This window comes from Drancourtella sp. An12 (genome assembly GCF_002160935.1).
Taxonomy (GTDB): Bacteria; Bacillota; Clostridia; order Lachnospirales; family Lachnospiraceae; genus Sellimonas; species Sellimonas catena.
The window spans coordinates 63,919-76,995 of record NZ_NFLO01000008.1 but is presented as its reverse complement, the minus strand read 5'-3'; the positions used below and the strand labels follow the sequence as shown (position 1 = coordinate 76,995).

The 13,077-nt window shown below is 46.2% G+C and carries 13 protein-coding genes and 2 tRNA genes; 11 read left to right on the top strand and 4 right to left on the bottom strand.

Translation table 11 applies throughout. The features are described from left to right. Positions 1 to 355 precede the first annotated feature (355 nt). From infC to B5E64_RS17855, 5 genes are all read left to right on the top strand, one after another. Complete coding sequence (gene infC / locus B5E64_RS09350) at positions 356 to 850, top strand: translation initiation factor IF-3 (RefSeq protein ID WP_087168255.1); 495 nt, start codon at positions 356 to 358, stop codon at positions 848 to 850. A 34-nt stretch (positions 851 to 884) separates the two neighbouring features. Beyond that, entirely contained in the window at positions 885 to 1,082 is a 198-nt protein-coding gene (gene rpmI / locus B5E64_RS09345; protein ID WP_087168254.1) for a 50S ribosomal protein L35, read from the top strand. Between the two features lie 30 nt (positions 1,083 to 1,112). After that, positions 1,113 to 1,469 (top strand): 50S ribosomal protein L20, encoded by a 357-nt coding sequence (rplT, locus tag B5E64_RS09340; protein ID WP_087168253.1) that lies wholly within the window; start codon positions 1,113 to 1,115, stop codon positions 1,467 to 1,469. Between the two features lie 198 nt (positions 1,470 to 1,667). After that, positions 1,668 to 2,582 (top strand): NAD(P)/FAD-dependent oxidoreductase, encoded by a 915-nt coding sequence (locus B5E64_RS09335; RefSeq protein ID WP_087168252.1) that lies wholly within the window; start codon positions 1,668 to 1,670, stop codon positions 2,580 to 2,582. Then, complete coding sequence (locus B5E64_RS17855) at positions 2,549 to 2,740, top strand: hypothetical protein (protein ID WP_140398854.1); 192 nt, start codon at positions 2,549 to 2,551, stop codon at positions 2,738 to 2,740. The genes B5E64_RS09335 and B5E64_RS17855 overlap by 34 nt, the downstream gene beginning before the upstream one ends. A gap of 7 nt (positions 2,741 to 2,747) precedes the next feature. Here the strand turns inward: B5E64_RS17855 and B5E64_RS09330 are convergent. Together B5E64_RS09330 and B5E64_RS09325 are read right to left on the bottom strand one after the other, a co-directional pair. Next, positions 2,748 to 2,832: transfer RNA gene (locus tag B5E64_RS09330), tRNA-Leu, on the bottom strand. Between the two features lie 198 nt (positions 2,833 to 3,030). Beyond that, positions 3,031 to 3,115 (bottom strand) — tRNA-Leu (locus B5E64_RS09325). Between the two features lie 100 nt (positions 3,116 to 3,215). Here B5E64_RS09325 and pap point away from each other — a divergent pair. From pap to B5E64_RS09295, 6 genes are all read left to right on the top strand, one after another. Next, positions 3,216 to 4,700, top strand: a complete 1,485-nt coding sequence (gene pap, locus B5E64_RS09320; RefSeq protein WP_087168251.1) for a polyphosphate:AMP phosphotransferase — start codon at positions 3,216 to 3,218, stop codon at positions 4,698 to 4,700. Between the two features lie 117 nt (positions 4,701 to 4,817). Continuing rightward, positions 4,818 to 6,590, top strand: a complete 1,773-nt coding sequence (gene dnaG / locus B5E64_RS09315; protein ID WP_087168284.1) for a DNA primase — start codon at positions 4,818 to 4,820, stop codon at positions 6,588 to 6,590. A gap of 36 nt (positions 6,591 to 6,626) precedes the next feature. Continuing rightward, entirely contained in the window at positions 6,627 to 7,745 is a 1,119-nt protein-coding gene (gene rpoD / locus B5E64_RS09310) for an RNA polymerase sigma factor RpoD (RefSeq protein WP_087168250.1), read from the top strand. Positions 7,746 to 7,754: 9 nt separating this feature from the next. Next, complete coding sequence (locus B5E64_RS09305) at positions 7,755 to 8,459, top strand: class I SAM-dependent methyltransferase (RefSeq protein ID WP_087168249.1); 705 nt, start codon at positions 7,755 to 7,757, stop codon at positions 8,457 to 8,459. 13 nt (positions 8,460 to 8,472) lie between these two features. After that, the gene (locus tag B5E64_RS09300; protein WP_087168248.1) at positions 8,473 to 9,258 is read left to right on the top strand and encodes a Nif3-like dinuclear metal center hexameric protein; all 786 of its coding nucleotides are present in this window, start codon (positions 8,473 to 8,475) and stop codon (positions 9,256 to 9,258) included. A 22-nt stretch (positions 9,259 to 9,280) separates the two neighbouring features. Next, a complete protein-coding gene (locus B5E64_RS09295) occupies positions 9,281 to 10,954 on the top strand; it encodes a nucleoside kinase (protein ID WP_087168247.1) in 1,674 nt (557 codons plus the stop codon). Here B5E64_RS09295 and B5E64_RS09290 read toward each other — a convergent pair. Next, a complete protein-coding gene (locus B5E64_RS09290; RefSeq protein ID WP_087168246.1) occupies positions 10,951 to 11,865 on the bottom strand; it encodes an RluA family pseudouridine synthase in 915 nt (304 codons plus the stop codon). The genes B5E64_RS09295 and B5E64_RS09290 overlap by 4 nt on opposite strands. Before the next feature lie 33 nt (positions 11,866 to 11,898). Continuing rightward, a complete protein-coding gene (gene aroC, locus B5E64_RS09285; RefSeq protein ID WP_087168245.1) occupies positions 11,899 to 12,996 on the bottom strand; it encodes a chorismate synthase in 1,098 nt (365 codons plus the stop codon). Between the last annotated feature and the right edge of the window lie 81 nt (positions 12,997 to 13,077).

Here is a 13,077-nt window from a genome sequence, read left to right as displayed (position 1 = left end):
ATTCCCAACAATTTATTTTTTTATCACTTTAAAGTGAGTGTGTATATTATGTCACAGAGACGTGTAAAAAACAAGAGAAAAATAGAAAGATCAGATTTCCAAAAAAAAGTATTTGACAGAAAAAGAAAGCTGTGCTAGAATAACAGCTGTGTGAAAAGAAAGCAGAGTATCCACTCTCACCGCAGCACGAAAGAGTGACTGATGGTTTGATATAGAATTACAATCGTTATCTCTATATTTTATATCAGAGAGCCCGGTTTGTAAAGATAGATCATGTGGATAGTCTGTGCTATCCATTTTTTTATGGCAAGGAATGAGTATTCAAACATGGAGGTGTACAACAATTAGCGATTTAATGATTAACGAACAGATCCGCGACAGAGAAGTGCGGCTGATCGGACAGGATGGAGAACAATTAGGAATTATGTCTGCAAGAGAAGCGCAGAAGATCGCGCAGGAAGCCGAGCTTGATCTCGTGAAGATTGCTCCAACAGCAAAGCCGCCGGTATGCAAGATTATCGATTACGGCAAATACAAATACGAGCAGACAAGAAAAGAAAAAGAGGCAAAGAAAAAGCAGAAGACTGTAGATGTAAAAGAAGTTCGATTATCTCCAAATATTGATACGAATGACTTGAACACGAAAGTAAACAATGCAAGGAAGTTTATCCAGAAAGGGAATAAGGTAAAAGTTACACTTCGTTTCCGCGGACGTGAAATGGCTCATATGCAGCAGAGCAAACATATTCTGGATGATTTTGCGGAACACCTGAAAGAGATTGCGGTTGTAGAAAAGCCGGCAAAGCTGGAAGGAAGAAGCATGAGCATGGTTTTAACTGAAAAACGTTAAAAATAAATTTTATAATTTAAGGAGGATCATTATTATGCCAAAAATTAAAACAAATAGAGCAGCTGCAAAGCGCTTTAAAAAAACAGCAACAGGACAGTTAAAGAGAAATAAAGCTTACAAGAGCCATATCTTAACAAAGAAATCTACTAAGAGAAAAAGAAATCTTAGAAAATCTATCATTACTGATTCTACAAATGTAAAGAACATGAAGAAAGTATTACCATACTTATAAGAGTTGGAAGAATAGAAGGAGGAGTAAGACATGGCAAGAATTAAAGGCGGAATGAACGCAAAGAAGAAACATAATAGAGTATTAAAACTGGCGAAAGGATACAGAGGAGCACGTTCCAAACAGTACAGAGTTGCAAAACAGTCTGTTATGAGAGCTCTTGCAAGCTCCTACGCAGGACGTAAGCAGAGAAAACGTCAGATGCGTCAGCTCTGGATCGCTCGTATCAACGCGGCAGCAAGAATGAACGGATTATCCTACAGCAAGATGATGCATGGATTAAAGGTTGCAGGTGTAGAGATCAACAGAAAGATCCTTGCGGATATGGCAATCAACGATGCGGAAGGATTTACAGCATTAGCAGAACTTGCAAAAGCAAATCAGGCTTAAGATAGAACTGGAAAAACAGAGGAAACCTCCTCTGTTTTTTTGATGCCTGAAAATGTGGTTCCGAGACTGGCTGTATCCGGCTTGCAGGATATGAATAATAAACTGAAATTATGAAATAATAAGAATATATCATTTTTCTTTATTGAAACTCTGTGTTATGATCATCACTGAAAAGAAAATAGAAGCGGAGGAAATAGAATGTACGATATTTGTGTCATTGGAGCGGGGCCGGCAGGAATCAGCAGTGCAGTATATGCCGCAAGCAGAGGGTTAAAGACCATTGTCTTAGAACAGAAAAAGGTAGGAGGACTTCTTGGAAGTGTGTCGACTGTCACTCATTATGCAGGAATTCTTGCGGACGAAACAGGTGAGAGTTTTTCCCTCAGATTGAAGGAACAGGCCGAACGTGCGGGAATCGAAATTGCAATGGAAAAAGTAGTAGAAGCAGATTTTTCCGGAGAGGTAAAACGGATCGTGACAGAAGGAACGACATACGAAGCGAAGGCGGTAATCATTGCAGCAGGAACGACTCCAAGAAAGCTTGGTATTCCGGGAGAAGATACATTTGCGGGACGTGGAACAGGGCTGAATCCGGCAAAAGATGCAAAGAAGTACGAAGGCAGAGAAGCATTTGTTGTGGGCGGAGCAGACGGAGCGGTGAAAGAAGCGCTTTTTCTTTCGAAATTTGCTTCTAAAGTAACGATTATCCACTTTGAAGATACGCTGGGAGCAATTCCGGAATTTACAGAGAAAGTAAAACGGACGGCGAATATGGAGGTGCGCCTTCACAGCAGACTGTCCCGGATTGAAGGAGAGGGGCAGGCGGATCGAATTGTTATTGAAGATGAACATACGAAAGAGCAGGAGTGGATTGAGGCGCCGGGATGTGCGGTCTATATCTATGCTGGTTCAACGCCGAATACATCGCTCTATCCGGAACTGGAGAAAAAAGACGGGTATCTTGTAACCAATGAAAAACAGGAGACGAATCTGCCGGGGGTATATGCGGCGGGGGATATCTGTGTCAAACTTGTACGACAGGCGGCCACAGCGGTAAGTGACGGGGCGGTTGCTGCGATTTGGGCGGCAGCGTACGTCAGAAGCCTGTCATAATAATAAAGAAAGAAGCGAAAAGACAAGCGGAAAGAAAAAAAGATTTCTTTCTGCTTTTTTTGTTTTGGAGTGCGGAAAGAGTGGAAGCTAAAAATCCTTCCTTTATTCAAAAAGAAAAAGCTGAAATCCTGCATAAAATGAGGATTTCAGCTGAATAATGAAAAATGCGGAAGATGGGACTTGAACCCACACGACTGCAATAGTCACAAGATCCTTAGTCTTGCTCGTCTGCCAGTTCCGACACTTCCGCATGTGACTGCCTTATCGGCTGTCCGTAAATTATATTACTACAAGTAAAAGAAAATGTCAATATAAAAATTAAAAATAATTGAAAAATGTATATTTTTTAATCAATAGATACAATTTATCATCAGATCGTGCTATAATAGAAAATAACACATTCTGATCAAAAAAGCAGAGCCTGACCTGCAGCACTCTGCTTTCAAGATGCGGAAGATGGGACTTGAACCCACACGACTGCAATAGTCACAAGATCCTTAGTCTTGCTCGTCTGCCAGTTCCGACACTTCCGCATGTGACTGTCTTTCGACCGTCCGAAAGATATATTACTACAGATCAGAAGGAATGTCAACAAAAAAATATAATTATTTTGTAGCATGAGGAGGAAGGACGATGTTAGAGAAAATTGACTTGTCGAAAAAAATGAAGAAACCGGAATACAAAGAAGAGATTCAGACACTTTCGATCAGGCTTGGGGAACTGCAGAGAGCCTGCCAGAGTGCCAAAATTCCGGTGATGATAGTATTTGAAGGCCTGGATGCGTCTGGAAAAGGAGTGCAGATCGGCAAGCTGATCCAGGCATTAGACCCGCGGGGCTTTGAAGTATTTGCAGTCAAAAAAGAAACAGAAGAAGAAAAGTTCTATCCTTACATGAAGCGTTTCTGGACGAAGATCCCGGAGCGGGGCAAGATATCTATTTTTGACACGAGCTGGTACCGGAAGGTGCTTGGGGAGCGGTTTGAAAATCAGATGTCCAAAGGGGAAGTCGCCAAAGCATACCATACTATCCAGAATTTTGAAAAAGAACTGACTGATGACGGTATGGTGATTATTAAACTTTTCCTTTATATCAGTAAAAGGGAGCAGAAAAAGCGGTTTGAAAAGCTGACATCTTCCAGAGAAAGTGAATGGAGAGTGACAGGAAATGACTGGCGCAGAAACGAGGAATATGATGCATATCTCCAGGTGAACGAAGAGATGCTGGCAAAGACGGATACGGACTTTGCTCCTTGGACGATCGTGGAGGCAACGGATAAGAGATATGCTGCCGTCAAGATTTACAAGACGGTGATCAAGGCTCTGGAAGCTGCGGTGGAACGGAAGCCGGAGGAAGAAGAAAAAGCATCGGAACTGGATGAAAAGCCGGTAGAGTCTGTATTGAATAAAGCTGATTTGTCCCTGTCCTACACAAGAGAAGAATATGAGAAGAAAAAGAAAAAGCTTCAGAAAGAACTGACAAAACTTCATGGGGAGTTGTACCGCAGAAGAATTCCGATGATCCTCGGATTTGAAGGGTGGGACGCCGGAGGAAAGGGCGGTGCCATCAAGAGGCTGACTCAGGCACTTGATCCGAGGGGATATGTCGTGATTCCGACGGCAGCTCCGAACGACTGGGAGAAAAAGCATCATTACCTGTGGAGATTCTGGATTAAGATGCCGAAGAAAGGACATATTACCATTTTTGACCGGACCTGGTACGGACGGGTGATGGTGGAACGGATTGAAGGATTCTGCACAAAGCAGGAGTGGAAACGTGCCTATAAGGAAATGAATGATATGGAAGAACAGCTTGCGGATTCCGGCGCGATTGTAATGAAATTCTGGATGCAGATCGATAAAGACGAACAGGAGCGGAGATTTAAAGAACGCCAGGCAAATCCGGCGAAACAGTGGAAGATTACGGACGAAGACTGGAGAAACCGGGAAAAATGGGATCTATATGAAAGAGCTGTTGAAGAGATGCTCGTGAAAACATCAACCCCGTCTGCACCTTGGATTATTGTAGAAGGAAATGATAAGTACTATGCGAGAATCAAAGTGCTTGAGACGGTAGTAGAAGCAATCCGCAGGCGGCTTTCTGAAGAAAAAGAGAAATAAAAAACAGTCTTTCATCGCTTTTTTGAAAAAATTAAAAAAAGAAAAAGGAAATCAACATCTTTTGTCGAATATATAATTTGTAGGAGAATGTACACAGGCAAGAAGGAAGGGAAAGACGTGTATTATTCAGAAGACGTGATAGAAGAAGTAAGAATGAAAAACGATATTATAGACGTGATTTCTTCTTATGTAAGACTGCAGAAAAAAGGAAATTCTTATTTTGGACTTTGTCCGTTTCACAATGAAAAATCCCCGTCCTTTTCTGTCAGCCGGGACAAGCAGATGTACTACTGCTTTGGCTGCGGGGCAGGAGGAAATGTGTTTACATTCTTGATGGAATATGAGCACTATTCGTTTACCGAGGCGCTCCGTTATCTTGCGGACAGAGCGGGAGTGGAGCTGCCGAAGGAACAGTATTCCAAAGAGGCAAAAGAAAGAGCAGATTTAAGAGAGACGCTTCTTGCGATCAACAAGCTTGCAGCAAAATATTATTTTGCACAGCTGAAGTCGGAAAAAGGGCGGCAGGCCTATCAATATCTGACCGACAGAGCATTGACAGAGGAGACCATCGTGCACTTCGGGCTCGGATATGCAAATAAATACAGCGATGATCTGAGCAGATTCCTGAAGTTGAAGGGCTATTCGGATGAGCTGATCGTGCAGTCCGGGCTTGCAAGTGTCGATGAGAAACAAGGAATTCATGATAAATTCTGGAATCGTGTGATGTTTCCGATCATGGACGCAAACAGCCGTGTTATTGGATTCGGCGGCCGTGTCATGGGTGACGGGAAACCGAAATATCTGAACTCCCCTGAGACTCCGATTTTTGATAAAAGCAGAAATCTTTACGGGCTGAACCGTGCAAGAAGTTCCAGAAAGCCTTATTTTCTGCTGTGCGAAGGGTATATGGATGTGATTGCGCTTCATCAGGCAGGATTTACCAATGCAGTTGCCTCCCTCGGGACTGCATTTACACCTGGACATGCATCTTTAATTAAGCGGTACGTTCAGGAAGTATATCTGACTTATGACAGCGATGAGGCAGGAACGAAGGCAGCCCTGAGAGCGATGCCGATTCTGAAAGAGGCGGGCATTACGGCGAAAGTGATCCGGATGGATCCGTATAAGGATCCGGACGAGTTTATCAAAAATCTGGGTGCGGCGGCTTTTGAAGAGCGGATCAGCAAAGCCAGAAACGGGTTTATGTACAGTCTGGAGGTGCTGGAACGTCAGTATGACATGAATTCCCCGGAAGGTAAGACCGGTTTCATGAAAGAGGCAGCGGCAAGACTTGGAGAATTTGAAGAGCAGATTGAAAGGGATAATTATACCGAGGCGGTTGCCAGAGCATATAAAGTAGCCTTTGAGGATCTGAAAAAGCTGGTGGCAAAGACGGCTATAGAGAAGGGGCTGGCAGCACCGGCCAGACGGCCGAAGCAGACTGCGGCTGTCAAGGAGAAGGAAGACGGAAATCTGAAGTCCCAGAAGATCCTTCTGACCTGGATGATTGATGATATGACAGTATTTTCTCAGGTGAAGAATTACATTACACCGGACGATTTCACCGGAAGCCTGTATAAGGAAGTTGCCTCACTGCTTTATGAGCAGTATGAAGAGGGAGATCTCAATCCTGCCCGCATTTTGAATCACTTTACGGATGAGGAAGAGCATCGGGAGGCCGCATCACTGTTTCATACAAAGATTCGTGAGCTATCCACGAAAGAGGAGCAGGAAAAGGCTCTCAAAGAGACGGTGATCAAGGTGAAAAACCACAGTATTGAAGAAGCGGGAAGAGCGCTGGACCCGACGGATATCAAAGGTCTTCAGAAGCTCATGGAAGCCAAAAAGGATCTGCAGAAACTGTATCAGATGCAGATATCCATAAAATAAAAGTATAGAACAAGCGATGAGAGGATGGACAAAAGCATGGAAGAAAACGTAGCAAAATTTGAGGAAAAGCTGAAAGAGCTGGTCGAACTTGGAAAAAAGAAAAAGAAAGTTCTGGAAATTCAGGAGATCAGTGATTTTCTGGCTGATCTGGAATTATCTTCAGAGCAGATGGAAAAGGTGTATGAGTATCTGGAGGCAATGAACATCGATGTGCTGCGTATTGGAAATGATGATGACCTGGACGCAGATATTGACGATCTGATTCTTGCAGAAGAAGAGGAAGAGGTCGATATGGAAAAGATCGATCTGTCTGTGCCGGACGGGATCAGCATTGAGGATCCGGTGCGTATGTACTTGAAAGAAATCGGAAAGGTTCCTCTTTTAAGTGCAGAAGAAGAGATTGATCTGGCCAAAAGAATGGCGGAAGGCGATGAGAGTGCCAAAAAGAGACTGGCAGAGGCGAACCTCCGTCTTGTAGTCAGCATTGCAAAGCGCTATGTCGGGCGGGGAATGCTCTTTCTGGATCTGATTCAGGAAGGTAATCTTGGTCTGATCAAGGCGGTTGAGAAGTTTGATTACCAGAAGGGATTTAAGTTCAGTACCTATGCGACCTGGTGGATCCGTCAGGCAATTACGAGAGCGATTGCGGACCAGGCGAGAACGATCCGTATTCCTGTTCATATGGTGGAGACGATCAACAAACTGATCCGGGTATCCAGACAGCTCCTTCAGGAGCTCGGAAGAGAGCCGCTTCCGGAAGAGATTGCAAAAGAACTGGACATGCCTGTGGACCGTGTCAGAGAGATTTTGAAGATTTCACAGGAACCGGTGTCTCTGGAGACACCGATCGGGGAAGAAGAGGACAGCCATCTTGGTGATTTCATTCAGGATGATAATGTGCCGGTTCCGGCGGAAGCTGCTGCCGCCACACTGTTAAAGGAACAGCTCAATGAAGTGCTGGATACACTGACAGACAGAGAACAGAAGGTCTTAAGACTGCGTTTTGGAATGAACGACGGCCGGGCAAGGACACTGGAGGAAGTCGGTAAAGAGTTTGATGTTACAAGAGAACGTATCCGTCAGATTGAGGCCAAGGCACTGAGAAAACTGCGCCATCCAAGCCGCAGCCGTAAATTAAGAGACTATCTGGATTAGGAGCGGAGCATGGAATTATCAAAGAGACTTCGGGCGGTCGCCGAGCTGGTGACGCCCGGATACAGAGTGGCAGACATCGGGACGGATCACGCGTATGTCCCGATCTGGCTGGTGCAAAACGGACGGATTCCATCCGCGGTTGCGATGGATGTTAACGAAGGGCCGCTCCAGCGTGCCAGAGAACATATCGGAGAATATGGGCTTGAAGAGCAAATCGGGACAAGAAGATCAGATGGACTCAAAGAACTGAGCATCCAGGAAGCAGACAGTATGATCGCCGCCGGAATGGGCGGCGCTCTTATTATACAGATTTTGTCGGCCTGTCCGGAAACGACGGCTTCGCTGAAAGAATGTATTCTCCAGCCGCAGTCGGAGATCGGGAAAGTCCGCCGGTTTCTGATTGAAAACGGATTTTCCATTGAGTATGAGAATATGATATATGAGGATGGAAAATACTACCCGATGATGAAGGCTGTTCCGGGGAAGAGGGAGCAGTTCCCGTACACGGAAGAGGAATATGAGTATGGAAGAGTTCTTCTGAAAGAGAAACATCCGGTTCTCCATGATTTTCTGAAACGGGAAATCCGGATCCGGACGAACATTCTGGAGAATCTGAGGAAGAGCCAGGATCCGTCGGAAAGTTCCAAAGCCCGGATCATAGAGATAGAAAAAGAACTGAAGCAGCTGTATGCAGCAGAAGGCAGGTACCGGTAAAAGGAGAGGCAAGATGAAGGTAAAAGAAATCCGAAATATTTTGGTGGAGGCTGCACCGGAGAGTTATGCGCTTGACTGGGATAACAGCGGTCTCATACTTGGAAGAGAAGAAAAGGAGGTCCAAAAGGTCCTGATTACGGTTGATGTCGATGATGCTGCCGTGGAGACGGCACTGGAAATCAAGGCGGATATGATCCTTTCTCATCATCCGCTTCTGTTCCGGGCTGTGAAGCGGATTACGGATGAAGCGTTTATCGGAAGAAGAATTCTAAAGCTGATACAGGCAGACGTGGCCTACTATGCCATGCATACGAACTACGATATCTGCAGGATGGGGATGCTTGCCGCAGAAAAAATCGGACTGGAAGAGACCGGTCCGCTTGAGGAAACCGGGGAATGGCTGGGGGTTCCGTGTGGAATCGGCGTGACCGGAACGTTGAAAGAGCCGGAGAGCCTTCTTGAATTTGCGGCCAGAATCAGAACACGTTTTGGCCTGGAGGAACTTCGGTGCTTTGGAGCAGACAGGCCGGTCAAAACGGTGGCGGTCTGTCCGGGATCGGGCGAAAGTGTAGTGCAGGAAGCGCTTTTGAAAGGTGCAGATGTATTTCTGAGCGGAGATATCGGTCACCATACCGGAATTGATGCCGATGCCCAGGGGATGGCAGTGCTTGATGCGGGACACTACGGACTGGAATATCTGTTTATGGAGGATATGAAACAGTATCTGGAGGATAAAACGGAAGGCAGAATCGAAGTGATTACCATGCCGAAGCATTTGCCGTATTCCGTGATTTTATAAAGGCTGGAAAGAAGGTGTTAGTTTGCACGATGTACTACAGTATACGGTTACATTTGAAAATGGAGAAACAAAGCAGTATCCGGAAGGAACCACTTTTCTTGAGATTGCAAAAGACAGACAGAAAGAGTACAAAAATGATGTTGTTCTTGTGATTCAGGACGGAAAACTGAAAGAACTGTATAAAACGCTCCGGAAAGATTGCAGGGTCAGGCTTGTCACGACCGGAGAGGACATCGGGTATAAGACCTACAAAAGAAGTATGAGCCTGATGCTTGTAAAGGCGGTCTATGATACAGCCGGACATGATAAGATTCAAAAAGTGCGGATTCATTACTCGGTGGACCAGGGGTATTACTGTACGATTGACGGGGATATCTGTCTGGATGAGGTATTTCTAAACCGTGTTAAAGATACGATGCGAAAGATCGTAGAGGCTGATATTCCGATAGAAAAACGGAATCTCCATACGGATGAAGCGATTGAGCTGTTTCATCAATATGGTATGTATGATAAAGAAGAATTGTTCAAATACCGGAGAAGTTCCAGAGTCAACCTGTACAGGATGGGAGCTTTCGAGGACTATAACTACGGCTACATGGTGCCGTCCACAGGATATCTGAAATATTTTGAACTCTATCCGTATGATGAAGGATTTGTGATCCAGATGCCGAAAATGTCGGATCCGGAACGGGTTCCGCCTTTACAGGTGCGGGAAAAGTTGTTTCAGGTACAGAAAGAATCCATGAAATGGGGTGATCTCCAGGATATTGAAACCGTTGGCGATCTGAACCGCGAAATTGTGCGGGAGGGAGCTCAGAACATGGTACTGGTGCAGGAAGCACAGCAGGAAAAGAAGATTGCTGAAATTGCGGAACAGATCGCAAAAAGAGGTGATGTGAAGTTTGTGCTTGTGGCAGGACCTTCTTCTTCGGGAAAGACGACCTTTTCGCACAGGTTGTCCGTCCAGCTCAGGGTAAACGGCCTGCGTCCTCATCCTCTTGCGGTCGACAACTATTTTGTCAACCGGGAGCACACTCCAAAGGACGAGAAAGGGAATTATGACTTTGAGTGCCTGGAAGCGATTGACGTAGAACAGTTTAATGAAGATCTGAGACGTCTGCTTCATGGCGAAGAGGTGGAAATTCCGACCTTTGATTTTATCACGGGACAGAGGAAATACGAAGGGAAAAAGCTGAAAATGGAGAGCAGGGATATTCTTGTGATTGAGGGAATTCACTGCCTGAATCCAGAGCTTACCAAAGCTCTTCCGAATGAGCGGAAGTTTAAGATTTATATCAGTGCGCTGACACAGCTGAATGTAGACGAACACAACAGGATCCCGACTACGGACGGACGTCTGATCCGCCGGATTGTCCGTGATGCAAGGACCCGGGGCACTTCCGCGGCAAGAACAATTGCCATGTGGTATTCGGTCAGAAGGGGGGAAGAGCGAAATATTTTCCCGTTCCAGGAGGAAGCGGACATCATGTTTAACTCGGCCCTGATTTACGAACTTGCGGTATTAAAACAGTATGTGGAACCACTGTTATTTCAGATTACACCGGAAATGGAAGAATTCCATGAAGCCAAGCGGCTTTTGAAGTTTCTGGACTATTTTCTCGGGATCGGAACAGAGAGGATTCCGGCAAACTCCCTGTTGCGGGAGTTTATCGGAGGCGGATGCTATGATCTTTAAAGAGTATTCAGAGAAACAGACGGGAAGAAAGAACGCATATCATCCGGCAGCGGGGCGGTAAAGGAAAGAGGATGCCCCGTAACAGGATGGAGAAAAGAGAGACGGCAGGAGTGAAGCGCCTGCCGTTTTATTTTTGTGTAATCCGGACAGTAAAGAAAGTCGCCGGGCAGAGGATGCCCAAGATATTTCATGTGGACACGGATCTGATGGGTACGCCCTGTGTCAAGGCGGAGCCGGACGAGGGAATATCCGCCCTCGGAGTAAAGGAGTTCATAATGGGTACGGGCCGGTTCACCGTGTTCAAAGTCCACCCGGCGTTCGATGGTAGATCCTTCTTTACGTCCGATTGGAGCATCGATGATTCCGGAAACATCCGGAGTGCCTCTGACAACTGCAAGATACTCCCGCTTAATCTGGCGGGCAGAGACCATCCGGGAAAGAAGGGCAGCGCTGTAGGCATGCCTGGCAAGGATGAGAAGTCCGGTTGTGTCCCGGTCCAGACGGTTGATACAGCGGTACACAAATGATTCCCCTTTTTCTTTGAAATACCAGGCGGCAGCATTGGCGAGAGTATTCTCGTAATTTCCCTGAGACGGATGAATCGGCATGTCAGCCGGTTTGTTCACGACAAGAAGATCTTCATCCTCGTATACAACCGGAAACGGAAGCGGACGCGGAACAATATGATCGGAAGAACTGTCTTCGACAATCCGCACCTGAAGGCAGTCGCCCGGCAGGAGTGGATCGTGTGCTCGTGCCCAGACACCGTTTTTTAGAATTCCCTCCGGAGTTTTTTTGAGGGAGACGATGACAGCATGAGAATATCCCCTGCTTTTCAGAAAGCTTTGGACGGTAAGCGGCGCAGCCGTACCGTCCGTTTCTTGTATGATATAGGTCAGTTCTCTTTTCATAAAGGACTTCCTTTCTCTCGTTTGAGCGTAAGATTACCGGTAAATCCGGAGAAGATGATCCATGGAGGCGCTCATGTTCCGAAGCAGCAGATCCACGGTGGTAAGCGCTGCCATGGATTCCACAACGACAACGGCCCGCGGAACAATGATCGGATCATGTCTTCCTTTGACAGAGATGTCAACCTCTTCCATAGAGGAGTTGACCGTCTGCTGCAGAGAGGAGATGGAAGGAGTCGGCTTGATGGCCGCACGGAAAATGACAGTGCTTCCGTCACTCATCCCTCCAAGTGTTCCGCCGGAATGATTTGTCTTCTTGGTGATCTGTCCGTCTTTCAGGCAGAAAGCGTCATTGTTTGTGGAACCGTTTGAACGGGCGGCTTCAAAGCCATCTCCGATTTCAAATCCTTTGACAGCTCCGATGGAAAGAACTGCGTGGGCAAGGAGGGCGTCCAGCTTGTCAAAAACCGGTTCGCCGATGCCGGCAGGAAGTCCCGCGATCTGACATTCGATAATGCCTCCTGCGGAATCCTGGTTTTCCATACAGGTACGCAGATATTCTTCCGCTTTTTGAGAGTATCCCAGATGAGGCATACAAAGCGGACTGCTTTTCAGAACGGAAAAGTCGTACTCATCAGCAGGGATGGTGTATGGACCGATCGCTTTCGTATATGCCTGAACCTGGATGCCGAGATTTTTCAGAAGGAGAGAAGCAATGGCGCCGGCAGCAACACGTCCGATCGTTTCTCGTCCCGAGGAACGTCCGCCGCCCCGGTAATCCCGGAATCCGTATTTTGCATCGAAGGTATAATCCGCATGACCGGGCCGGTAACAGTCTTTGATCTGAGAATAGTCATGGGAGCGCTGGTCCTGATTCCGCACGAGAAGGGAGATTGGTGTACCGGTTGTCTTTCCCTCAAACACGCCGGAGAGGATTTCCACTTCGTCTGCTTCCTTGCGCATGGTAGAGTAAGCATTCTGTCCCGGTTTTCTGCGGTTTAAAAAGGCCTGAATATCGGAAGGGGAGAGTGCAAGCCCTGCCGGGCAGCCGTCTACTACGACACCGATGCCGGCTCCGTGGGATTCTCCCCATGTTGTAATCTGAAAAAGAGTTCCAAAAGATGATCCTGCCATAATGATACCTCCAAATATACAAAATAATCTGAATAAACTTCTATCTATTATATAGAAGCACTGAAAAAACTGCAATCGAAA